The 21,991-nt window shown below is 66.7% G+C and carries 21 protein-coding genes; 14 read left to right on the top strand and 7 right to left on the bottom strand.

All coding sequences use genetic code 11. The features are described 5' to 3' along the window. Positions 1-35 precede the first annotated feature (35 nt). Complete coding sequence (locus BRO63_RS19245) at positions 36-1,739, top strand: NAD(P)H dependent flavin oxidoreductase family protein (protein ID WP_088141323.1); 1,704 nt, start codon at positions 36-38, stop codon at positions 1,737-1,739. A gap of 24 nt (positions 1,740-1,763) precedes the next feature. Here the strand turns inward: BRO63_RS19245 and BRO63_RS19240 are convergent, their stop codons facing one another. Next, positions 1,764-3,677: a B12-binding domain-containing radical SAM protein gene (locus tag BRO63_RS19240; RefSeq protein WP_179215149.1), complete on the bottom strand. Its 1,914-nt coding sequence runs from the start codon at positions 3,675-3,677 to the stop codon at positions 1,764-1,766. A gap of 111 nt (positions 3,678-3,788) precedes the next feature. After that, complete coding sequence (locus tag BRO63_RS19235; RefSeq protein WP_143219487.1) at positions 3,789-4,331, bottom strand: hypothetical protein; 543 nt, start codon at positions 4,329-4,331, stop codon at positions 3,789-3,791. 170 nt (positions 4,332-4,501) lie between these two features. Here BRO63_RS19235 and BRO63_RS19230 point away from each other — a divergent pair, with 170 nt between their 5' ends. Next, positions 4,502-4,906 carry a hypothetical protein gene (locus tag BRO63_RS19230; RefSeq protein WP_088141321.1) on the top strand — a complete coding sequence of 135 codons (405 nt, stop codon included), beginning with the start codon at positions 4,502-4,504 and terminating at the stop codon, positions 4,904-4,906. Between the two features lie 16 nt (positions 4,907-4,922). Here BRO63_RS19230 and BRO63_RS19225 read toward each other — a convergent pair whose 3' ends face one another. Further along, positions 4,923-6,098, bottom strand: coding sequence for a GGDEF domain-containing protein (locus tag BRO63_RS19225; protein WP_088141320.1), 1,176 nt, complete (start codon positions 6,096-6,098; stop codon positions 4,923-4,925). Between the two features lie 241 nt (positions 6,099-6,339). Here BRO63_RS19225 and BRO63_RS19220 point away from each other — a divergent pair, with 241 nt between their 5' ends. Continuing rightward, complete coding sequence (locus tag BRO63_RS19220; protein WP_088141319.1) at positions 6,340-7,275, top strand: DNA/RNA non-specific endonuclease; 936 nt, start codon at positions 6,340-6,342, stop codon at positions 7,273-7,275. A 21-nt stretch (positions 7,276-7,296) separates the two neighbouring features. Here the strand turns inward: BRO63_RS19220 and BRO63_RS19215 are convergent, their stop codons facing one another. From BRO63_RS19215 to BRO63_RS19205, 3 genes are all read right to left on the bottom strand, one after another. Beyond that, positions 7,297-8,103 carry a hypothetical protein gene (locus tag BRO63_RS19215; RefSeq protein WP_088141318.1) on the bottom strand — a complete coding sequence of 269 codons (807 nt, stop codon included), beginning with the start codon at positions 8,101-8,103 and terminating at the stop codon, positions 7,297-7,299. Position 8,104: 1 nt separating this feature from the next. After that, on the bottom strand, positions 8,105-8,770 hold the full coding sequence (locus tag BRO63_RS19210) for a hypothetical protein (protein WP_088141317.1): 666 nt from the start codon (positions 8,768-8,770) through the stop codon (positions 8,105-8,107). A 141-nt stretch (positions 8,771-8,911) separates the two neighbouring features. Further along, positions 8,912-9,391, bottom strand: coding sequence for a VOC family protein (locus BRO63_RS19205; RefSeq protein WP_088141316.1), 480 nt, complete (start codon positions 9,389-9,391; stop codon positions 8,912-8,914). A 342-nt stretch (positions 9,392-9,733) separates the two neighbouring features. On the opposite strand from BRO63_RS19205, the gene BRO63_RS19200 reads away from it, so the two are divergent. The 10 genes from BRO63_RS19200 to BRO63_RS19155 all read left to right on the top strand — a co-directional run bounded on the left by BRO63_RS19200 (position 9,734) and on the right by BRO63_RS19155 (position 20,018). Further along, positions 9,734-11,308 (top strand): GGDEF domain-containing protein, encoded by a 1,575-nt coding sequence (locus BRO63_RS19200; RefSeq protein ID WP_088141315.1) that lies wholly within the window; start codon positions 9,734-9,736, stop codon positions 11,306-11,308. A 15-nt stretch (positions 11,309-11,323) separates the two neighbouring features. Further along, positions 11,324-12,106, top strand: coding sequence for a bestrophin-like domain (locus tag BRO63_RS19195; protein WP_088141314.1), 783 nt, complete (start codon positions 11,324-11,326; stop codon positions 12,104-12,106). Positions 12,107-12,166: 60 nt separating this feature from the next. Further along, positions 12,167-13,138 (top strand): hypothetical protein, encoded by a 972-nt coding sequence (locus BRO63_RS19190; protein ID WP_088141313.1) that lies wholly within the window; start codon positions 12,167-12,169, stop codon positions 13,136-13,138. 172 nt (positions 13,139-13,310) lie between these two features. After that, positions 13,311-14,060, top strand: a complete 750-nt coding sequence (locus tag BRO63_RS19185; protein WP_218824104.1) for a DUF899 domain-containing protein — start codon at positions 13,311-13,313, stop codon at positions 14,058-14,060. A gap of 221 nt (positions 14,061-14,281) precedes the next feature. After that, a complete protein-coding gene (locus tag BRO63_RS19180; protein WP_088141311.1) occupies positions 14,282-14,821 on the top strand; it encodes a hypothetical protein in 540 nt (179 codons plus the stop codon). Between the two features lie 99 nt (positions 14,822-14,920). Further along, positions 14,921-15,406 (top strand): nucleoside deaminase, encoded by a 486-nt coding sequence (locus BRO63_RS19175; RefSeq protein ID WP_088141310.1) that lies wholly within the window; start codon positions 14,921-14,923, stop codon positions 15,404-15,406. Positions 15,407-15,502: 96 nt separating this feature from the next. Beyond that, on the top strand, positions 15,503-15,991 hold the full coding sequence (locus BRO63_RS19170; RefSeq protein WP_088141309.1) for a hypothetical protein: 489 nt from the start codon (positions 15,503-15,505) through the stop codon (positions 15,989-15,991). 87 nt (positions 15,992-16,078) lie between these two features. Beyond that, on the top strand, positions 16,079-17,380 hold the full coding sequence (locus BRO63_RS19165) for a UDP-N-acetylglucosamine 1-carboxyvinyltransferase (RefSeq protein ID WP_088141308.1): 1,302 nt from the start codon (positions 16,079-16,081) through the stop codon (positions 17,378-17,380). Positions 17,381-17,585: 205 nt separating this feature from the next. Then, a complete protein-coding gene (locus BRO63_RS19160; RefSeq protein ID WP_088141307.1) occupies positions 17,586-18,977 on the top strand; it encodes an FAD-binding oxidoreductase in 1,392 nt (463 codons plus the stop codon). 87 nt (positions 18,978-19,064) lie between these two features. Then, on the top strand, positions 19,065-20,018 hold the full coding sequence (locus BRO63_RS19155; protein ID WP_256943352.1) for a polysaccharide deacetylase family protein: 954 nt from the start codon (positions 19,065-19,067) through the stop codon (positions 20,016-20,018). Positions 20,019-20,032: 14 nt separating this feature from the next. Here the strand turns inward: BRO63_RS19155 and BRO63_RS19150 are convergent, their stop codons facing one another. Then, entirely contained in the window at positions 20,033-20,455 is a 423-nt protein-coding gene (locus BRO63_RS19150) for a DUF1801 domain-containing protein (protein ID WP_088141305.1), read from the bottom strand. 137 nt (positions 20,456-20,592) lie between these two features. Between BRO63_RS19150 and BRO63_RS19145 the strand changes: the two genes are divergently transcribed. Continuing rightward, a complete protein-coding gene (locus tag BRO63_RS19145; RefSeq protein ID WP_088141304.1) occupies positions 20,593-21,990 on the top strand; it encodes an HdeD family acid-resistance protein in 1,398 nt (465 codons plus the stop codon). The last annotated feature ends 1 nt before the right edge of the window (position 21,991 follow it).

The following is a 21,991-nucleotide window of genomic DNA, read 5'->3' as shown; positions in this document are numbered from 1 at the left end:
GAGTCCCCCATGGGGCAAATTTCCAGGAACCCGCCATGAACGCCACCCCGCCCTGCCATACCATCACCCTGGAGACCGGCCCCTTCGTCACGGACGGCTCGACCTCGATCCTGGAGGCGGCGCTGGCCCAGGGCGTGCCAGTGCCCTTCTCCTGTCAGCGCGGGGCCTGCGGCTCGTGCCGCGCCGTGGTCGTGGACGGCCGCTACGAGCGCATCGCCCCGCCCGCGGACGGCGGCTACCAGGCCGCCAGCGACGAACTGCTGATGTGCCAATGCCGCGCGGCCAGCGACCTGACGCTGCGCTTCCCGCACTGGCGCGCCCCCGAACAGCCCATGCCGCCGCGCCGCGCCCGCGTGGCGTCGCGCCTGCCGCTGGCGCCGGACGTCACCCAACTCATCATCGAACTGCAGGACGGGGACGACTACGGTTACCTGGCCGGCCAGCATGCTCAGCTGCTCCTGGAGGGCGGCGCCCGCCGCAACTTCTCGATCGCGAACGCGCCCGGTGCGGCGGGGCCGGTCCGGCTGGAGTTCCATATCCGTCGCATGCCTGGCGGCGCCTTCACCGACGGCATCCTGCCCTGCCTCAATCCCGGCGACACCCTGACCCTGGATGGCGCGCAAGGCGGCTGCACCTGGCCCGCGCAAATGCCTGCAGGCATAGACCACCTGGTGCTGCTGGCCACCGGCACGGGCTATGCGGGCGTGGCCCCCATCCTCATGGCCGCGCTGGAAAGCCGCGCGCTGAAGACGGTGACCTTGTACTGGGGCGGACGCACGCCGGACGACTGTTACGCCGGCCAGATGCTGGACGCCTTGCAGGGCAAGGGCGACGGATTCCAGTGGCATGCGGTGCTGTCCCAGGCCGACAACGCTGACGGCCAGCCCCGCCGCCATGTGCAGGACGCCGCCGTCGCGGCGGGGCATGACTGGCCGCGCAGCCTGGTCTACGCCTGCGGCAACCCGGCGATGGTGAGCGCGGCGCGTGCGCAGCTGCTTGCGGCCGGCCTGCCCGCGGACCGCTACCTGGCAGAAGCCTTCCATCCGGCAGCGGGCGGCGCGGTTGGCATCCCTGCGCAGCGCGAAGCGCATCCCTGGGAGCGCATCAGTCCGCGCTACACGCTGGCCGGTATCCTGGACGCGCGCCGGCGCTCCATGCAGGCGGTGGAAGAAATCGCCGCGCTGATGCGGCCCGGCATGACCACGCGCGAGGCCATCGCCGTGGCGGACGATCATCTGCGCCGGGTGGGCGCGTCCAACAACTGGCACCCGACCTATGTGCGCTTCGGCCCCGACACGCAATCGCCGCCTGTCCAGCGCACCGACTACGACCGCAAGCTGCAGGAGCACGACATCTTCGTGCTGGACATCGGCCCGGTGTGGGACGGCCACGAGGGCGACTACGGCGACACTTTCGTGCTGGGCGCGGATGCAGACCGCCAGCGCTGCGCCGAGGCCGCGCGCGAGGTCTTCCGGCGCGCCCGGCTGGCGTGGCTGGAAGGCCTGACGGGCGCCGCGCTATACGACCGTGCCTCGGAATATGCGCGCGAACACGGCTGCGAACTGGTGCGCGAGATTCCCGGGCACCGGGTATCGGATTTCCCGCATGCGCTGTACGGCAAGCATTTGCTGGCGCAGGCGGACTTCGTGCCCGCCGACGGCATCTGGGTGCTGGAGATCCAGGTGCGGGATGCAGAGCGGCCGATGGGCGCGTTCTACGAGGACGTGTTGCTGCGCTAGCGCGGCGGGCGCGCAGCCCGCGCCCTACCCCCGCTGGCTCAAGGCCCGGCTGATCCGGTGCTTCGACACGGTGGTCTTGGGCACATGGAACGGGAACCAGCTGCGCACGTCCTCGTCCAGCCCGATGCCATGCATGTAGTTGTAGATGGCTTTCTTCAGTGCCTTGCCCAGCGCGTCGTGGTCCACGCCCGTGGGGTCGTGGAAGCCCACGTCGTTTTTGGCGAACGTCACCGGCGGCAAGGGCCGCAGCGTCACGCCGTATTCCTCGGGGTTCTTCCCCACCGGCGAATGCACCGTACAGGCGAACCGGTGGAAAAAGCCGCTCTGGATGCAGCCGTTGTCGAACAGCTGCCGCACGTACTCCAGCGCGTCCACGGTGTCCTGCACGGTCTGCGTGGGAAAGCCGTACATCAGGTAGGCATGCACCAGGATGCCGGCGTCCGTGAAGGCGCGCGTGACCCGCGCCACCTGGTCGACCGAAACGCCCTTCTTCATCAGGTTCAGCAGGCGGTCCGAGGCGACCTCCAGGCCGCCCGACACGGCGATGCAGCCGCTGTCGGCCAGCAGTTCGCAGAGCTCGGGGCTGAAGGTCTTCTCGAAACGGATATTGCCCCACCACGAGATGCCGGTGTTGCGCGCGATCAGCTCGGTCGCCAATGCCTTGAGCGACTTGGGCGGCGCGGCTTCGTCGACGAAGTGGAAACCGGTCTGCCCGGTTTCGCGCACGATGGCCTCGATGCGGTCGGCCAGCACCGCGGCGGACGCGCCTTCGTAGCGGCCGATGTAGTCCAGGCTGACGTCGCAGAAGCTGCATTTCTTCCAGTAGCAGCCATGCGCCACGGTCAGCTTGTTCCAGCGGCCGTCGCTCCACAGCCGGTTCATGGGGTTCAGCATGTCCAGCAGCGACAGGTAGCGGTCCAGCGGCAGGCCATCCCAGGTGGGCGTGCCCACTTCGGCGAAGGCGATGTCGGGTTCAACCATGTTCACGTAGCGCACCGCGCCCGTGTCCGCGTCGCGCAGGAAGGTGCGCACCAGGCGCTGGCGCGAACGCTTGCCCTGCAAGTGTTCCAGCAGCGACAGCAAGGGACGTTCGCCCGCGTCCAGGGACACGTAGTCGAAATAGTCGAAGACCCGCGGGTCCTTCAGTTCGCGCAGTTCGGTGTTGACGAAGCCGCCGCCCAGCACGGTGACGATGCTGGGATCATGTGCCTTGATGGTCTGGGCGATGCGGAAGGCGGCGTAGACCGCGCCGGGGAACGGCACGGACAAGAGCACCACGGTGGGCGCGTGGCGGGCCAGCGCTTCCGAAGTCAGGCTGCGCAGCATGTCATCCACCAGCGTGGGCGGCGCCGCCAGCGCCTGGGCCAGCGGGTCGAACGTGGGCTGGCTGCCCGCCAGCGATTCGGCGTAGCGCACGAACTCGAAACGCGGATCCACCGCATCCCGCAGCACGTCGGCCAGATCGTTCAGGTACAGCGTCGCCAGGTGCTTGGCGCGGTCATGCAGGCCCAGGGCGCCGAAGGCCCAGCCCAGCGGATCGCCGCCCTCTTCGTCCAGATACACGTCCAGCGAGCTGAAGCGTGGCCCCTCGGGCAGGAAATGGCGGCCGACGATGCGGTGCGCCAGCGTCGAATCGCGGCCCTGCAGGAAGGCGATCACGGGCCCGATGGTCGCCAGGTAGCGCGCCTGCTGTGCCACAAAGGACTGGACCGCGGGACTGTGCTTGTCCGCCGGCAAGGCGGCGACGCGTTCCGCCACGGCGCGCAGGCCGTCGGCCGACAGCAGGCGCAGCACCAGGGCCAGCGCCAGGTCTTCCTGGAACGAGGTCACGTCGCGCGACCGCAAGAAACCGGTCAGGTAGGCGGTGGACGGATACGGAGTATTGAGCTGCGTCATCGGCGGGATGACCGACAGCACGCGTAAAGGCAGAGAGGACATGAAGCACGGCAAGATTGCCGTCAAAGCGGGGATCGGGGCCATTATAGGCAGCGCGGCGGAACCGGACCCGGCTGTCAGGGAACGACCGCCGGGTTGCGCCGGACGCAGGCGTCAAAGATCGCCGAGCACGCGGGGATCGAATTGCCAGCGGTGGCTGCCATTCACGCTGCACACCGCCGTCGTCTTCTGGTCGCGCTTCGGACCGATCTCCCGGAGCTTCAATTCGCCATTGCATACCGGGCACTGGCCGCCAATCTCGGTGTAGAAAACCTCGCCGGCGCGATTGGCCTCCAGGTTGCACATCATTAAAAACCGCGAATAACGCTTGCGTTTCAGGTCACGCCCCGTCTCCAGGCTGACGAGGCTCAGGAAAATCAGGATGAACCACCACCCCGACATCCCCCAGGCGTAGACGCCCAGGGCGGTGACCGCCAAGCCTGCCGCGCCAGCTGCCAACAGCCAGACCGTCTTGACGGGCTTGCCGCGCAGCCGCAGGGGCGCAACGTGGTAACGCTGGAATGCTTCAGCCCAGCTGCCGCGAGAGGCCGCGGCGGCTGGCGCACTGGCGGCGGGCTGCGGGCTCGTCGCAGCGGGCGGCGTCTCGTCCGCCGCAAAACTGCCGGTGTCCGGTGCGAAGATGCTCTTGCTGGGCATGTTGCCCAGCACTCTTGCGCATTCGTCGCATACGCTATTTTTGCCCTTGTGGGCGGCTCCGCATCTAGAGCAATGCACGCTATCCCCTTGGAGTGGAAACTTTAATCCGGCACCATTATTACCATTATTCTTGGATTCCCGTCGCAACCCATCCCGCCTGGCGTCACCTCATGCGCAACCGATCAGACCCATTCGCCCCACCCCCGAAACAACGGAACGTCCGCCTCAATTCGCTGCTCTGGATCCTGGAACCCCTGGAGCGCGATGCCGGCTACCTGCGCCGCAAGATGTTCGGCTGCGACGCGGCGTACCTGGACGGCCTGCTGTACCTGGTCGCCGCCGATCGCGAGGATCCCTGGAGCGGCCTGCTCGTCTGCACCTCGCAGGAACGCCACGAGGCGCTGTTGGCGGAGTTCCCGGCCCTGCGCGCGCACCCGGTGCTGGGAAAGTGGCTGTATCTGCCCCAGACCGACGAGGACTTCGAGACGGTCGCGGCACGGATGGCGCAGCTTGCGCTGGCGCGGGATCCGCGGATGGGCGTGGCGCCCAGGCCCAGGTCGCGGCGCCGGACCTGATCCGCGCCGCTTGCCGTCAGCAGCTCACCGCGCTCGCGGCGGCGCCCGCCAGCTCCACCCGGTTCCCGCCCAGCGCCTTGGCCTGGTACAACGCCCGGTCGGCCGCGGCCAGCGCATCGGCCAGGGACGGAACCTTGTCCTCGAACTGCGCCAGCCCGACGCTGACCGTGGCCGGTATGCCCAGGCTGTCGTCCCGCCCGGATACCGTCACGGCAAAGCGTTGCGCCACGGCCGCGCCCAGCACCGTGGCGCGGCGCGCGTCGGGGCCGGACAAAAGCGCGGCGAATTCCTCGCCGCCGATGCGGGCAAGCAACACATCGTCGCCCAGCACGCAGCGCGCGCTGTCCGCGAAGAATTTCAGCACCTGATCGCCCGTCTGATGGCCGTATCTGTCGTTGATGGCCTTGAACTGGTCCAGGTCGAAAGCCAGCACCGCCACCGGCCCGCGCCCAGCCCCGCCTTCGATGATGCGCGCGCCCTGTTCGAAGAACCAGCGGCGGTTGCCCAGGCGGGTCAGATAGTCCGTCTGCGACTCCCGCAGCAGCTGGCCGTGGGTCTCTTCGCGGATCAGCTTGAGCAGCGTCATCGGCAGCACGATCGAGTACAGGACGCCTTCGTACATGGTGAGGGTGCTGGCGGCCAGATGGATCCCGGGGCCGTGTTCGGCCACCCACCAGGGCAGGAGGAAGGCCCGGCCAGCGTAGACCAAGGTGTGGATGCCAGCCGCCGCGGCCGCGATGCGCAACGGCGCCAGCGACCTGAGGGACTGGCAGCGCAGCAGTTCCCAAGCCGTGACGCCGCTGACCAACGCGATGGGAAATGCGCTGATGTACTTCCAGACCAGATCCTCGCGCTGGTCGCCGGCCGCCAGCCAGATCAGGGCCATGATGATTAGCAGCCCGAAGGACGCAGCGCGATAGCGCCTGCCGCTCAGCGAGGCCGCGCCATTCATGATGAGCAGATAGCCGCTGAGCACGATGAGATTGGCGACGGCCGAGCCCAGCGGGCTGGGCAGCTTGGCGCGAAACAGCGCGACGGTACAGCCCGCGGCAAGCGTGGCGAAGCCCGCCGCGAGGATGCGCAATGATCCGCTGCGGCTGGGATGGGTCCGATGCTCCCAGAACGTCAGGCCTGCACTGGCGAGCAGCGTTCCGATGATGATGAAGTAAAGAGTGAGGAGATCAACGTACATCTTGAATGCTGGGGTAGCGCGCCGCCGTATCGCGGGGCCAGCAGGAATTCTACGTGCGAAATATGTCGTTGAAACATAGCGTAACCCCTTGCTCGCAACGGTTTCTTCCCATGTGGCATAAGGGCGACGCCACTGTCTCGCATCAAGAAACAATCGCCATCAGTGGCAAATTTGCCACTCATCTACAATCCGTGGCGGTGCCGATTGCCAACTGCAATCGGGCAGTAGCTCACAGGTAGTAATGACGCGCGCGAAGACACCCGCTTCCAAGAAGAGAAGTCCCCCAAGCAGATCCAAGGCCCGGGCCAGTTCCCGATCCAGCGGCCGTTTCCCCCGATTCCTGAAGGCCCTGCTGTTCTCGTCGCTGGCGAGTTTCGGCGCGGCCAGCTATATGCTGAATCCCCAGTGGCGGATTCCGGCGCCGGTGCAGGAAGTCATCACGCGCCTGGGCTGGCCGCAGCAGCGCGAACAAGCGGCGCCCGCGGCGGTGCCGACCGCGGCGCGGACAGGGGCGCCTGTTCAAACGATGTTTGCCGAATGCCGGCAGTTCTTTCCGCATTCGCGCCCGCCGGAAGTCCCGGGCGGCCAGAAGCTGCGGGAGGTGTGCTTCTCGGCCTTCGCCATCCTGCACGACGGGCAGACCAAAACGCCGGTGTTCGTGGCGGAACGCCTGAACCGCCAGATGCTGACGCAGGCCCAGGGAATGCGCCGCACCGACAAGTTCTACGCCGAAGCGCGGCTGCCGCGCGCCGAACGGGCCGAGCTGGACGACTACCGCGGCTCCGGCTACTCGCGCGGCCACATGGCGCCGGCGGGCGACATGTCCACGCCCGAGGCCATGGCGCAGAGCTTCTCGCTGGCCAACATGGTGCCGCAGGACCAGATTCACAACGGCGGCGCCTGGAGCAGCATCGAACAGGACACGCGCAAGTATGTGATGCGCGCCGCCGGCGACGTGTACGTCTTCACCGGCCCCGTCTATGCCGACAAGCCCAAGACCATAGGCGCGGGCGTGGCCGTGCCCACGTACATCTACAAGGTCGTGTATGACGCGACCAGCGGCCGCTCGTGGGTGCATTGGCAAGCCAACGCCGCCGCCACCAAGGCCGGGCCGCCCATCAGCTACGAGGAATTCGTCAAGCGCACGGGCATCCGGGTGCTGCCGGCAGGCGGCTGATGCGCGGCCCGACAGGCCCGCTCATAGCTTGGACTCGTAGAACTCCACTTCGATGCGGTCCGCGCTCAGATAGCCGCAAAGATTGGCCGGAAAGCGGGCTCGGCTGCACGCGGTGTAGGCGTTTCCGTACAGCACCGCGGTCTGCAGGAAATTGCGGCTGAGCGCCGTGCTGTCGGAGTGGATGGAGCGCGTGAGTTCGGCTTGCAGCTGCTCGCTCGCCGCGCGCATCGGCCGCAGGATTTCCGATTCGAACTTGCGGGCTACGTTTGCTTCGGCTTCGCTCGCCGGCACGCTGGAACGCTGGGGGTCATAAGCGTCCAGCAGCTCGTTCGGGGCGCGGCGCGCGCAATAGAACGCCTGATAGTACGAGCCCGTCGCAGGCTGCTTGAGGCGGGCTTGGGCCAGGTAGACCAAGGAGGGCACGGGGGAACTCCAGGAGATCAAGGTACTGGTCGTGCCCGGCTTCACCGTGCTCACGTACGCGGGCAGGCAGGCGCCCAGGGGCTCACGCCTGGACCGCAGATCCGCCAGCCTTGCGGCGGCGTAGCGGTCGCCATAGCGCAGCACGTCCTCGTAATTGCCGCTGAGATGGCTGCCTATGATTACCCCTTGCACCACCCAGACGCAGTAGCCCTCGACGGTCAGCCCGTCCTGGCAATACGTCGCCAGCGCGCGCTTCATGCTGGGCCCCATCGCCTGGAACCCCAAGTCCAGGGCAGCCGAATATGCCTTGAACAAGGCTTCGCTTCTCCCGTCGCCCAAGCCCAGCGGGGCGCCCAGGGTCGAAGAGGCCAGCACGGCCGCCGCCACCGAAGCAAACAATGCCATATCACTTCTCCAGTTGGGTGGCCGACAGCCGGCTGCGGTCGCGCGCGCTCAGCACCGTATCGGGATAGCGGTACGCCCAGCGTCCGTCCTTGCATTGATAGACCCGCCCGCCATAGACGACGGTCGAACCTTCGCTGTAGTAGTTCAGATGCGCGGCATCCGAGGCGCGGGTGAAATACTCGCAGGCCTGGCCGGCGTAATCGAGCCCGGGATCCTTGGCGGCGGGATTGGATGAAGCGGATGGGCCGGGCGCGCCGGCGGGGGCATTGCGCGGCTTGTCGCGGCTGGCGGCGTTGTTGCCCCAGGGGTTCAGGGCGGGATCGGTGCTGTAGCGCTCCTTGATCCGGTCGCGGTTGCGCAGGTAGTCGGCTTCTTGTTGCTTGGCCCGGGCCTTGGCCGCCGCGTTCTGCGCATCCTCGTACTGCTGCCGCAGCCGGTCCTGCGTCTCCTGGTTCAGCAGCGCATCATCCTGCTGGCTGGAGTCTCGCAGGTAGTCGCTCAAGGCGCGTTGCGCCGCGTCGATGGCGGCGTCGGCATTGCCGCGCGAGGAAGTCGAGGAACGCGACTTCCCGGTGGCCTCCATGGCTTGCCCCGGTCCCGCGAACGCCGCGTGGCCGATGCCGGCCGACACGATGGCCGCCATGAGGCGGACCGCAAGCGTGGCCATAGGAAGCTCCCCAAGGAAGATCGCGCAAATGCCGCCACCTCCGGGGACCTGCCATGCGGATGGCCGGCCCGCGTGCGGCGTATCCATGATAGATCGCGCCATTGCCGCGGGAATCGGCCAAAGGGAGGAGTCCGCCCTCCTCTATCCCCGCCGCGCCGCCTCGATGGCCGCGATATCGATCTTGCCCATCGTCATCATCGCGTCGAAGGCGCGCTTGGCGGTGGCGGGATCGGGGTCCGAGATCGCTTCGATCAGCATGCGCGGCGTGATCTGCCACGACAGGCCCCACTTGTCCCGGCACCAGCCGCATTCGCTGGCCTGGCCGCCGTTGCCGATGATGGCGTCCCAGAGGCGGTCGGTCTCGGCCTGGTCCTCGGTGGAAATCTGGAAGGAAAAGGCCTCGCTGTGCTTGAAGGCCGGGCCGCCGTTCAGGCCCACGCAGGGTATGCCCGCCACCGTGAACTCGACGGTCAGCACATCGCCTTGCTTGCCCGAAGGATAGTCCCCCGGCGCGCGCAGGATCTTGTGCACGGCGCTGTCCGGAAAGGTCCGGGCGTAGAACTGCGCGGCTTCCAGGGCATCCTGGTCGTACCAGAGGCAAATCGTGTTTTTGCTGGGCATGCTGGATCTCCTGTCTTTCGGGGATGCGGGAGGCTGAACGCAAGCGGGCCGCGTCGCAGGTTCGCGCATCGTTCGAGAATACCCGGACGGCATGGCCTGTCCAGTTACCAAGGTTTGGAAAATGTTGACCGAGCCGGCGAACGACAGGAGTGCGAAAGCGCCTCGTCCATAGCGCCAGTGCAAACCGTTGCGCAAATCCATCGCGGATAGCTATTAGTCCGGTTTCGCGTTGCAGACCGCCGGCTCCGCATTTATTGTTGTCAAACTCAACGCGGTCGATACATCCCCACGCATGGCATCTTGCATGGAGTTTCGATGAGTCCTCGGTCAAGCGGCGCAGGCATGCGCAAGCCCAAAACTGGCCTGCTTGCGGTCCTGGTCGCCCTGGCCGTGCTGAGCGTCGCCGTGGGCTTCTCCACCGCCATGTACTCGAGCTATCAGGTACAGAAGGCGCAAATCATCAGGAATGCCCTGGCCGCCAACCACGCGCGCGCCGAAAAGCTGGCCGAGGTCATCGACGTCTATATCGCCGCGTTGCACCGCCAGGCCCGCAATGCCGCCAGCCAGTTCCCCGCTTCCATGGGCAAGCCGCAAGCGCTGCAGAACGAACTGCAGCGCCTTGCCGGCCAGATCGACTCGCTGCACTCGGTCATGCTGGCCGACGCCGAAGGCCGTATCGTGGCCCGCTCCCCTACCGGCCAGCTTGCCGATGCAAAGATCCTCCGTCTTGCCGATCTGGGCGTAAGCGCCCCCGGGCCGGGTGCCTGGGTGACGACGCTTCCCAGTACCCAGACCGCAGTGCTTACCGTGGTCGAACCGGTGGAAGACCCGGCCAGCGCGCCCCAGGCCTATCTGGCCATCGCCATCAAGCTGGACGCCGGCAGCGGCATGGACCGGATCATCGGCGACCGGGACGAAATCGCCGGCATGTCGGTGTTCCTGGTCGGCAACGACGGGAACGTGCTGTACCGCCGGCATGCCGCGCCCGGCACGTTCGATCTGGCCAGCCTGGAGCCGGCCCGGCACGGCGGCGGCGCCCTGTATTCGAAGGCGGACGGCGGCGCCGTATTGACCGGCTACGCGCCCTTGCCCAAGGGCAATTGGGCAGTGGTGGCGCAGCGTACGCTGGATCAGGTACTGTCGCCGCTGCGCGAATTGCTCGGGGATGCGCTGAGCTCCGCCATCCCGGCCATCGCGCTCACGCTATTGCTGGTGTGCGGCCTGGCCTATGCCATCGCATCGCCGCTATCGCGCTTGGCGCGCGCCATGACCGCGCGCAAGTCAGCCGGCGTGGACCTCGATCGGCTCAACGCCTGGTACGCAGAAGCCGACACCTTGCGCGACGCCGTCCGATTGACGCTGGACCAGCATCAGGACGAAGTGGGACGCCTGAACACCCAGGCGCTGACGGATCCGATGACGGGTCTGCTGAACCGCCGGGCCATGACCGAGGTGCTGAACTCTTACGCGGCCGACGGCGCATCCGTGGCAGTCATCGCCATGGATCTGGATCATTTCAAGCGCATCAACGACAGCTTCGGCCACATGACGGGCGACAAAGTGCTGGTCGCGCTGGCCGACGTCATCCGCGCCTGCCTACGCGATCAGGATCGCGCCTTCAGGGTAGGCGGGGAAGAATTCATCGCGCTCCTGCCCACCAGTTCGGCCGCCAAGGCGAGCGAGGTCGCCGAGCGCCTGCGCACGGCGGTGGCCCGGCGCCTCATGCCGGACAGCGTGGGTCGCGTGACAGTGTCGATCGGCGTCGCGCTCTGGCCCCAAGACGGCGAATCCGCTGCCGAAGTCATACGGCGGGCGGACGAGGCCCTGTACGAATCCAAGCAGACAGGACGCAACCGCGTCACGCTGTGGCGCGATCAGGCAGCCACCGAACCACCAACCCCGAACAAGCGCCATTGAACACAAGGTGACCCGATGAACTATTCCCTACTGCTGGCGGGCCTGGCGGTCCTGTTCTTCGCGCTGCTGCTGCTGGCGATGCGAATCGGCAAGCGCCTGGGCCATAGCGCCGACGACAAGAGCGGCGCTGGCGCCGCCGCCATCGAGGCGTCCGTGTTCGCGCTGCTGGGCCTGCTGGTGGCCTTCACGTTCTCGGGCGCGGCGCAGCGCATGGCTGAGCGCCGCAACCTCCTGGTGCTGGAGGTCAACGCCATCGGCACGGCCTGGCTGCGCATCGACATGCTCAATGCCGCGGACCAGCCCAAGCTGCGCGAGCAGTTCCGGCGCTACGTGGACGGGCGCATCGAATACTACAGCCACGTTTCCGACCTGGACCAGCGCGAAGCGATCGCAGGCCGGGTCGGCGCGCTGCAGAGAGAAATCTGGACCACGTCGATGAACGCGGCCCGCAATACCGTGCCACCCTTCGCCGCGTCGTACATAGGCGCGGTCAATGACATGTTCGACGTATCCACCGCCCAGACCGTGGCGCAAAAGGTCCACCCCCCGATCGCCACCTACGCTTTCCTGGTGTTTCTGGCGCTGGTGTGCGCCTGCCTCATCGGATCCAAGCTGGCGGTCGCGCAACGCGACAGCATGCTGCACCAGCTGGTCTATGCGGTGGTCATGACGGCGGCGATCTACATCATCGTGGATTTCGAGTTTCCGCGGATAGGAACCATCCGCATCGACCAGAGCGACGCGCTGCTGACGGCCCAGCGCCAGTCCATGGTTGACCCGCCGGCCGCCGCCCAGTAGATTGCCTGACGCCGCGAGGCTGGCTGCCGCTATTGGACACGCATTCAATCCGGAGATGACATGCCCCTGCCCCCGAGCATGGCGAAACGACATACGGGCTGGCTGCTTGCCCTGCTGGCCTGCGGGGCCGCGGCGCCGGCCCTGGCGCAACAGAGCCTGCGCCTGAGCCAGGACGATCTGCAGAAGCGCGCCAACGGGGTGCTCGCCATCATGTCGTTCTCCATCGTGCCCGACATCACGACCAGTTCCCTGAACATAGGCGGGGGCAGCGGCTCGGTCACGGGGGCCAGCGAATTCGCCATGACGCAGCTGGGCGGCGGCGACACCATCTCCAAGTCGGTCCCGATCTACCTGGAAGGCGTGCTGGCTGCCAGCCGCTACGACCCGACCTTCGTCGCCACGCAGGGCGCGGAGTCGCGCAGCATCCCCACCAAGTGGAACAGCTTTTCGGCCACTGGCGGCATAGGCTGGGACTTCAAACTGACCGACGAACTGAAGCTGCGGCCCATTTTCAATTTCGCGCTGGGCAACGTCACCAGCGATTTGCGCGCCGCCAGCTGGTACGTGGGGCAGCAGACCGGCCGAGACATCAGCTTCCTGGACAAGGGTTCACTCAACGCCTATGGCCTGGGCGGCTCGCTGATGCTGGACTATGAGCATTACCGTCCCGGCTACGAGGTCGACGTGGAGCTGCGCTATTCCGACATGCGGCTGCAGAGCTTCAACAGTTCCGCCGCCGTCGAGGGCCATGCCACGGCGCAGTCGGCCAATCTGTGGGCGCGCTACCGCGCCCCCACGGGCATCGTGATGCTGCAGCGGCCGCTGCGCTACGTGCTGGAGCTGACGCACTCTGAGTTCCTGGGCGATCAGCGCGGCATCCTGGGATTCGACCGTCTGACCTCCGTGGGCGCCGGCCTGGAACTGGATTCCAGCGCCTATGACGTGATCATCACCCGCACCCGCCTCGTGGGCCGCTATGTGTTCGGCACCAATGTGTCGGGCTTCTCCGTCGGACTGGCAGTGAGCTTCTGAGCCGGCCGCCGGTGGAATTGCGCCGGATTTGTTACTCCCCCCTCTCCGCCCGGCGATGCCAGACTGATTCCAGGCCGCCGAGCAGCCAAATTGCGCGCAGACCCTTGCGCCAGGGCGCCGGCCCGCGATAAGGAGGTAGGAAATCATGACTGCATCAAGCAATGGCGCCCCCATGTGCACGCCCCCGGTCGTCTCGCCGCAGGACTGGGAGAGCGCCCGCCAGCAGCTGCTGGTCAAGGAAAAAGCCCACACCCGCGCCCGCGACGCGCTGGCCGCCGAACGCCGGCGCATGCCCTGGACGCCAGTGACCAAGGCCTATGCGTTCGAAGGCCCCTCGGGCACGCTCGCCCTGCCCGACCTGTTCGACGGCCGCCGCCAACTGATCGTCTACCGCGCCTTCTTCGAACCGGGCGTGTACGGCTGGCCGGAACACGCCTGCCGCGGCTGCTCGATGGTGGCGGACCAGGTCGCCCATCTGGCGCACCTGAATGCCCGCGACACCACGCTGGTCTTCGTGTCCCGGGCGCCGCAGGCGGACATTGCGCGGCTGAAAGCGCAGATGGATTGGAAGATGCCCTGGTACACGCTGACCGATGGCTTTGACGCCGACTTCGGCGTGGACGAGTGGCATGGCACCAATGTGTTCTACCGCGACGGCGACCGCATATTCCGCACCTACTTCCTCAACAACCGCGGCGACGAACAGATGGGCGGCACCTGGAACTACCTGGACATCACCCCGCTGGGGCGCCAGGAAGTCTGGGAGGATTCTCCCGAGGGCTATCCGCAGACGCCGACCTACAAGTGGTGGAACTGGCACGACAGCTATGTGCCGGACGCTGCGCCCGACAGGAAATGGGTCGAGATTTCCGATGCGGGCGAAGCCGCATTCCGGGCGCAGAGCGCAGCCGCCAAACGGTGAGTGGGTGGGCGGCATGGCTGGGCGGGGCTGCTTGCTGTATTCATTGGCAACGTAAATAACCAATGGATACACAAGCTCAAACAACAGCAATTATCGGGGTCCGATGAGCGTGCTAATTTATGCGCCCGCCGACCTTCGGCCCCGGCGCATCCGCGGCGGCGTCCCCGTCAGTCGGCCCTTGCCGGGCGGCTGCGCCCATCTACCCCTACTTGACGAGAACCATGCACAAGAACCTCGAGAGCGACACGATCATCGCCAAGGGAAAAATGCGGATGTCCAGCCTGTTGCTGGCGGCAGGCCTGGCGCTTGCAGCAAGCGCGCCGGCCATGGCCGTGCCGCCGATCAAGGCGCACGGCGCGCCTGCCGCGGCTGCCCCCTCGGGTTCGGTGCAGAAGACCGATATCCAGAACCAGGCTGCCTACGAGCGCCTGATGAACAACAGCGGCATCACCCTGCAATGGCTCTGGTCCGCGCAGCGCGGCCACCTGACCGCCACGGATGAAAACGACGTGGTGCGCATCGAGGGCACGCAGGCCAACCACGAGGGCACGCTGAAGATCAAGGGCGATATCGTCTCCATCGCCAGCGACCGCTTCATCTTCCGCGGCACGATCCTGATCCTGGACGCGCCGGACAAGGGCCGGCGCTGCGAGCGCAACGGCGAGTTCGAGTTCCGCGCGACCGGCAAGCGCAAGTACTGGCGCCTGCAGCAAATGGAAGCCTGCGGCGGGCTGACGGACTACGTGGACGTGTATTACTAAGCCAGCCTGCAAGAAGGCTATGCTTGCGGCTGCATGCCGGCGGCCTCCCCATCCACCGCCGCCGGTCCCCCGCCGCGCGGCATACACGAGGAGGCTCGCATGATTACCGAAACGGACAAGAAGCATCTGGCGCGCTGCGTCGAACTCGCCAGACAGGCGCTGGAAGCAGGCGACGAGCCCTTCGGCTCGGTGCTGGTGTCGCCCGACGGCGCAGTTCTGTTCGAAGACCACAACCACGTCTCCAGCGGCGACCGCACGCGGCATCCGGAATTCGAGATCGCGCGCTGGGCCGCCAGCAATGTGCCGCCGGCCGAGCGCGCCGCCTGCACCGTCTATACCTCGGGCGAGCACTGCTCCATGTGCGCGTCGGCGCATGGCTGGGTCGGATTGGGCCGCATCGTCTATGCCAGTTCTTCTGCCCAGTACCGGGAATGGCTGCGGGAATGGGGTGTCGCCCCCACGTCCAAGGTGCGGCCGCTGGCCATCGCCGAGGTCGTGGACGGCATTCCCGTCGAAGGACCGGTGCCGGAGTTCGCCGAGCAGGTCAGGCTGCTGCACCAGGAAAGAATGCGGCGCCGGGCCTAGGCGGCATCTTGCCCGGATCGCGGTTACCGCCCGTCTCAATCGTCAGCAGCAATCCGCAGTATTCTCGCTGCACCGCATTATGAACAGGACTCCCGCATGCCCTCTGCCCTGACCAAGTGGCTCACCAGCATCGCGTTCGGCCTGCTCGTCGCCTGGGCCAGCGGCGGCGTCGTCAATCCGGTCATGCAGCAGGCGTTCGGGCTGGCGGACTTGACAGGGCTTGCCTATATGGCGGCGCTGGACAGAATGCTGATCACGACGGGCGTCGTGTCGCTGCTGATAGGCGTGGCGCTCGTCGCGGCGCTGGTCCGCATTGCCAATTTCCGCCGCCTGATCGGCTGGGGCTGCGCCATGCTCGGCCTGGCCGTCCTGCTGAACCTGCTCGGCGCCGTGCTTGCAATGGAGCCCGGCATCTTCAATCCGGCCGCCGGCGGCAAGCAGGCGGCCAACGACGCTTATACGGCGCTGTTTTTCTGGGCGCTGATTTTCGGCCTGCCTTATCTGGGGGCCGGCCTGGCGCTGACCATAGGCGGCTGGGTCCTGATCCGCAGGAATCCCGGCCCGGGCGCGGCCAGGCCGGCATGACACGGCCGCCGTGCGCCCTTAAAGTGTGAAATTACCCGGAGCTCCGCAAGCTCCCTACTCCCTGTTTCTTCTGGCCCTACACGTTCCATGTCCAACCTCATCGTCCACGGCGGCACCCCTTTGCGCGGCCGCGTCATCCCTTCGGCCAACAAGAACGCGGTCCTGCCGGTGCTGTGCGCCACCCTGCTGACGGACCAGCCGCTGCGGCTGCACGGCGTGCCCGACATCACGGACGTGCGCAAGATCCTTGAAATCTTCCGTACCCTGGGCAGCGACGTGCGCCTGGACGAGTCCACCCGCACGCTGGACCTGCACCATCGCGACACCGCCTTCGACGCCACCCGTCACCGGCTGCCCGAGGAAATGCGCTCTTCCATCATGCTGGTGCCGCCGCTGCTGGCCCGTTTTGGCGTGGCGCGGCTGGAAGACAACGTCAAGGGCTGCACGCTGGGCGTGCGCGAGATCGACCCGCACGTGGACATCTTCCGCTCCTTCGGCGGCGAGGTGGAACGCGCCAGCGGCTCGCTGCTGGTCCGCAGCAGCGGCCCCCTGAAGCCGACCCACCACTGGCTGGACTATGCCTCGGTGACGACCTCCGAGAACTTCGTGCTGTGCGCCGCCGCCGCGCAGGGCGAGTCGACGCTGACCAACGCCGCCTCCGAGCCGCACGTGCAGGAGTTCTGCCGCTTCATGGCGATGATGGGCGCGGACATCGACGGCATCGGCACCTCGCGGCTGACAGTGCGCGGCGGCGCCCGCCTGGGCGGCGGCGAATTCACCTTCGAGGAAGACTTCCACGAGATCACCACCTTTCTCGCGCTGGGCGCGATCACGGGCGGCGACGTGGTGGTGCGCAACAGCACGCCCGCGAACTTCCCGCTGATCGACCGCACCTTCGCCAAGTTCGGCGTGCAGATCGTGCACGAGAACGGCTGGTCGCGCGCGCTGCGCTCGGGTCCGCTGAAGGTGCAGACGCCCTTCACCAGCAATGTGCTGACCAAGGTCGAGGCGGCGCCGTGGCCCTATTTCCCGGTGGACCTGCTGCCCATCTTCATTGCGCTGGGCGTGTGCGCCGAGGGCAACGCCATGTTCTGGAACAAGGTCTACGACGGCGCGCTGGGCTGGACCGGCGAGCTGTCCAAGTTCGGCGCACATGTGTTTTCGTCCGATCCGCACCGGCTGATCACGTTCGGCGGCCGGCCGCTGACGCCCGCGGTGGTCGAAAGCCCCTACATCATCCGCGTCGCCATCGCGCTCTTCATGATCGCCAGCAGCATCGACGGGCGTTCGGAAATCCGCAACGCCACGCCGATCCGCCGCGCCCATCCGCGCTTCGTCGAAAACCTGCGCAGCCTCGGCGTGCAGGTGGAATGGACCAGCGAGGAGTAAGCTTTCCAGATACGCACGCCACGGCGCGCAAAACGGGAGCGGGCCGACCGGCTCCCGGCGCGGCGCGCCGCCCTCCTTGGGTCATGGCCTCTCACGCAGGAGGCGTACTCCATGCCGCGCCCGAACCCATAGGCGGCCAGGGCCTGCTTCGCAGGCCCCAGTTTCAGAGGTTGTTCACGAAGCAGCACCTTCAAGGAGGTGTGTGATGAGCAAACTTTCCGATAGCGCCCTGGATGATCTGAAAGCCTCGGCCCGAGGCCAGGTCCTCTGCCCGGGCGACCCCGGCTACGACGACGCCCGCAAGATCTGGAATGCGATGATAGACCGCCGGCCAGCGCTTATCTGCCGCTGCGCGGGCGCGGCCGACGTGCGCCGCGCCGTGGATTTCGCGCGCGACAACGGCCTGGTCCTGTCCGTGCGCGGCGCGGGCCACAACATCGCAGGCACCGCGGTCTGCGACGACGGCATGATGATCGACCTGTCTCCGATGAAGTCGGTGCGCGTCGATCCCGTGCGCGCCCGGGCCTACGTGGAGCCCGGCGCGACGCTGGCCGATTTCGACCATGAGGCCCAGGCCTACGGCCTGGCGACGCCGCTGGGCGTGAATTCCACCACCGGCGTGGCGGGGTTGACGCTGGGCGGCGGCTTCGGCTGGCTGACCCGCAGGTTCGGCATGACCATCGACAACCTGCTTTCAGCCGATGTCGTCACCGCGGACGGCAAGCTGCTGCACGCCAGCGAGCAGGACAACCCGGACCTGTTCTGGGCGATCCGGGGCGGCGGCGGCAATTTCGGCGTGGTCACGATGTTCGAATTCCAGCTGCATCCGGTCGGCCCCGAGGTGTATGGCGGCCTGGTGGTGCTGCCGCTGGAACAGGGCAAGCAAGCGCTGTCGAAGTACCGCGACGCGCTGGCCACCTTGCCCCAGGAATTGACGGTCTGGGCCGTGCTGCGCCTGGCGCCCCCGCTGCCCTTCCTGCCTCAAGATGTGCATGGCAAGCCCATGGTCGCCTTCGCCATGTGCTATACGGGCGATCCGGCACTGGGTCCGGCCGCGGTCGAAGTGGTGCGAGGCTTCGGCACGCCTTATGGCGAGCATCTGGGCCCCATGCCCTACACCGCCTGGCAAAAGGCCTTCGACCCGCTGCTTACGCCTGGCGCCCGCAACTACTGGAAGTCGCATAACCTGGGCGGCCTGGAGGACGGGCTGATCGACGCCATCGTCGCGGCGGTGGAAAACCTGCCTTCGCCGCAATGCGAGATCTTCCTGGGCTACATCGGCGGCGTGGCCGCGCAGGTGCCGGTGTCCGCCATGGCCTATCCGCACCGCTCGGCGCAATTCGCCATGAATGTGCATGGCCGCTGGGACTTTCCGGAAGAAGACGAGCGCTGCATCGCCTGGGCCCGTACGCTGTTCCGGACCACCGAGCCTTATGCGCAAGGAGGCGTGTACGTGAACTTCCTGACGCAGGACGAACCGGAGCGGCTGGGCGCGGCCTACGGCCCGAACTTCGACCGGCTGGTCCAGGCCAAGACCCGCTACGACCCGCAGAACCTGTTCCGGCATAACCAGAACATCAGGCCGGCGGCGGGCTGACCTGATCGGCGCGCCCGTTTGCCCTGGCTGCTATCCTGATGCCCCGGCATCCGCCGGGGCACGGGACGCCAGGGTCGGATTCCTGGCGTGCGTGGCAACGACATCCGAGGTTTGCTTCCCTGCATGGCTTTCCGCTTTTCCCTACACCGCATTCTTGCCGTCGGCTTCTCTCTGTGGGCGTCGTGGTGCTCCGCCCAGACCGTGGCCCTGACCTTCGACGACGGACTCAATCCCGATAAGCAGCCCCAGGCCGCGCTATGGAATTCCCAACTGCTGGACGCCTTGCATAAGCATGGGATCCAGTCCGCGCTGTTTCCCGCCTTGAGCAGCATAGGTGGCGCCGACGGGCTCGCACTGGTGGCGCAATGGTCGCGGGCGGGACATTGGGTTGGCAACCATACGGCCAGCCACCGCAGCCTTGCCGATCCCAAGGTATCGCTGGAAGCGTTCATCGCCGATGTAAAAAGCGCCGATGCCGCCCTCCGCAGCCTGCCTACCTTCGTGCCGATGCTGCGGTTCCCGTACTTGAGAGAAGGCGATACCCAGGCCAAGCGAGACGGCATGCGGGACTGGATGGCGCAGAACCGCTACAGGAACGGGCTGGTATCCATAGATGCCAGCGACTGGTACTACAGCCGCGTTTATGCCGATCACATCAAGGCGGGCGACACCGCCCGGGCCCAGATTGTGAAGCAACGGTACGTCCGCCATTTGCTGGACCGGGCGGCCTATTACGACGGGCTGGCCCGCAAGGTCCTGGGCCGCAGCCCCCAGCATGTCATGCTGCTGCACACCAACCCGCTCAATGCCGCAGCTCTGCCGGACGTGATTGCGGCGCTGAACGCCCAGGGCTGGACGATCGTCCCGGCAAGCGCCGCATTTGAAGATCCGCTGTACGCCCAAGCGCCCGATACGCTGCCCGCCGGCGAAAGCATCGTCTGGGCGCTGGCCAAGGCCAGCAAGCTTGCGGACCTGCGCTATCCGGCGGAAGGCTCCGAGTATGAGGAGCCGCTGTTGCGGGACGCCGGGCTGTTGCCCTGAACCCCAGGCGCAAGCTATTTTTTCGCGCTTGCCGATTTCCCCGCCGCGTTCAGACGCACCGCGGCGCGGATCAGCGCCTTCAGCGCCGTTTCGTCCAGGGTTTCGCCCTCGCGGATATCGATGGCGCGCCGCGTGTTGCCGTCCAGGCTGGCATTGAATAGCCCTGCGGGGTCCTCGAGCGCCGCGCCCTTGGCGAAGGTCAGTTTGACGGCGCTTTTATAGGTTTCGCCGGTGCAGATGATGCCATCGTGCGACCACACCGGCACCCGCCACTTCCATTCCTCGACCACGCCGGGGTCGGCCTGCCTGATGACGGCCCTGACCCGCGCTAGCGTCTGGCCGCGCCAGTCATCCAGTTCGCGGATCCTGGCGTCTATCAGGCCGGACGGGGTCTCTTGCGTTGCCTCTTTTACTGCGTTGCTCGTCTTGGTGTTCATGCCATGTCCCGGGAAAGATCGCAGACGGATGCGTCAGGAAGAATACCTGCATCGATCCCGGAAAATTTGTTAACTTGGTTAGCAAACCAAAATAGCTAGCACCGTAACGGGGTCACGGAAGAGGAGGACCAAACGCAATGGCCAATCTGGTTTTGCTGCTGCTGGGCGTGGACTATCTGCGCAAGCGCGCCCGCGGGCTGTATATCATCGGCAGCCTGCTCTTCATTACAGGCGTCACGCTGTTCATCGACGCGCTCGACAACGCCGTCTATTTCCCGCTGAATTTCTTCGCCGGGCTGCTGGTCATCGAAGGCCTGGCCACGCTGATCATTGCCAAGTCTGGCGTGGGCGGCCAGCGGGTGCTGCGCTATGCCAAGGGCGCCATCGTGCTGACGGCGGGCATCCTGGTCCTGATCGGCCACCATCACGGGCACTTCGTGCTGTCCATGCTGTTCGGCCTGATGTTCCTGGTGGACGGCCTGATCCAGTGCACCGCCGCCTACGTGGTGCGCTACGAGCGCTGGCGCTATGTCTTCGCCTCGGGCGTGGCGGAAATACTGCTGGCCATCTTCTTTTTCCAGCCCTACCCGACCCATTACGTCGGCACGGTGCCGTACTGCCTGGGCCTGTTCCTGGCGTTTTCGGGCCTGCGGCTGCTGTCGCTGGCGCGCCGTGTGCGCAACCTGGACTCCAACCCGGCGCTGGACGTCAATCCGCATCCGGACTTCATGCCCACGCGCGCCGACTCCCATGCGCAGAAGGTGTTCGATGGCCCGCCCCTGGAATCGGAACGCGCGCTGACCGTGCACGTCTGGACGCCGTCGGGCTCGGCCAAGAACGAGACGCGCAACTATCCCGTGGTGAACCGCTACATCGCCGCCGTCGACATCAATGGGGTGGTGTCCACCGGCCACGCCGCCCTGGAATCGCCGGAAGGCGTGTACATCAGCCTGTATCCGGCCCAGGAGATCGACCACTCTCCGGAGCAGTTCGGTGCCCTGCTGCGGGCCACGGCCGAAAACAACGTGCCGGGCGTGTTCCAGCCCGACTACGCCACCGAATCCAAGGCCTGGACGCCGTCCACGATGCGGGTGCGCATCCGCAACTACGACGCCGCCAAGCTGCAGGCGTTCTGGGATGAGTACCGCAAGACCGAGATCTACAACCTGACGCACCGCAACTGCTCCAGCTCCGTGTCCAGCGCGCTGGAGGCGGCGCTGGACGGCGTGGTCGGCCGCCTGCACGGCCCCGATGCCGGCTGGCGTGTGCTGCTGCGCCTTTTGCTGACGCCGGAACTGTGGGTGGCGGCGCAGATCCGCAAGCGCGCGCTGACCATGGCCTGGACCCCGGGCCTGACGCTGGACTATGCCCGTGCGCTCAGCATGTTGGCCGACCCGCGCCCGTTCGGCTGGTGGAAGATGTCGCAGGACGCGCTGCGCCAGATCGCGCGCATGCGCGCCGGCTGGCGCAAGCAGGACCGCAAGGCGCACGCGCGCAACGCGGAGCAGGCCGAATCCTCGCAAGGGGCGCAATGAT

Source organism: Achromobacter xylosoxidans (assembly GCF_002192695.1).
In the GTDB taxonomy this organism is placed as follows: domain Bacteria; phylum Pseudomonadota; class Gammaproteobacteria; order Burkholderiales; family Burkholderiaceae_B; genus Achromobacter; species Achromobacter xylosoxidans_C.
Note: the sequence above shows the minus strand (reverse complement) of the source record. Positions and strands in the feature narration are given on the sequence as shown.

Coding starts and splice junctions, on each gene's coding strand:
- BRO63_RS19245 (WP_088141323.1), top strand. CDS start 36: ATGAACGCCACCCCGCCCTGCCATACCATCACCCTGGAGACCGGCCCC.
- BRO63_RS19240 (WP_179215149.1), bottom strand. CDS start 3,677: ATGTCCTCTCTGCCTTTACGCGTGCTGTCGGTCATCCCGCCGATGACG.
- BRO63_RS19235 (WP_143219487.1), bottom strand. CDS start 4,331: ATGCCCAGCAAGAGCATCTTCGCACCGGACACCGGCAGTTTTGCGGCG.
- BRO63_RS19230 (WP_088141321.1), top strand. CDS start 4,502: ATGCGCAACCGATCAGACCCATTCGCCCCACCCCCGAAACAACGGAAC.
- BRO63_RS19225 (WP_088141320.1), bottom strand. CDS start 6,098: ATGTACGTTGATCTCCTCACTCTTTACTTCATCATCATCGGAACGCTG.
- BRO63_RS19220 (WP_088141319.1), top strand. CDS start 6,340: ATGACGCGCGCGAAGACACCCGCTTCCAAGAAGAGAAGTCCCCCAAGC.
- BRO63_RS19215 (WP_088141318.1), bottom strand. CDS start 8,103: ATGGCATTGTTTGCTTCGGTGGCGGCGGCCGTGCTGGCCTCTTCGACC.
- BRO63_RS19210 (WP_088141317.1), bottom strand. CDS start 8,770: ATGGCCACGCTTGCGGTCCGCCTCATGGCGGCCATCGTGTCGGCCGGC.
- BRO63_RS19205 (WP_088141316.1), bottom strand. CDS start 9,391: ATGCCCAGCAAAAACACGATTTGCCTCTGGTACGACCAGGATGCCCTG.
- BRO63_RS19200 (WP_088141315.1), top strand. CDS start 9,734: ATGCGCAAGCCCAAAACTGGCCTGCTTGCGGTCCTGGTCGCCCTGGCC.
- BRO63_RS19195 (WP_088141314.1), top strand. CDS start 11,324: ATGAACTATTCCCTACTGCTGGCGGGCCTGGCGGTCCTGTTCTTCGCG.
- BRO63_RS19190 (WP_088141313.1), top strand. CDS start 12,167: ATGCCCCTGCCCCCGAGCATGGCGAAACGACATACGGGCTGGCTGCTT.
- BRO63_RS19185 (WP_218824104.1), top strand. CDS start 13,311: ATGTGCACGCCCCCGGTCGTCTCGCCGCAGGACTGGGAGAGCGCCCGC.
- BRO63_RS19180 (WP_088141311.1), top strand. CDS start 14,282: ATGCACAAGAACCTCGAGAGCGACACGATCATCGCCAAGGGAAAAATG.
- BRO63_RS19175 (WP_088141310.1), top strand. CDS start 14,921: ATGATTACCGAAACGGACAAGAAGCATCTGGCGCGCTGCGTCGAACTC.
- BRO63_RS19170 (WP_088141309.1), top strand. CDS start 15,503: ATGCCCTCTGCCCTGACCAAGTGGCTCACCAGCATCGCGTTCGGCCTG.
- BRO63_RS19165 (WP_088141308.1), top strand. CDS start 16,079: ATGTCCAACCTCATCGTCCACGGCGGCACCCCTTTGCGCGGCCGCGTC.
- BRO63_RS19160 (WP_088141307.1), top strand. CDS start 17,586: ATGAGCAAACTTTCCGATAGCGCCCTGGATGATCTGAAAGCCTCGGCC.
- BRO63_RS19150 (WP_088141305.1), bottom strand. CDS start 20,455: ATGAACACCAAGACGAGCAACGCAGTAAAAGAGGCAACGCAAGAGACC.
- BRO63_RS19145 (WP_088141304.1), top strand. CDS start 20,593: ATGGCCAATCTGGTTTTGCTGCTGCTGGGCGTGGACTATCTGCGCAAG.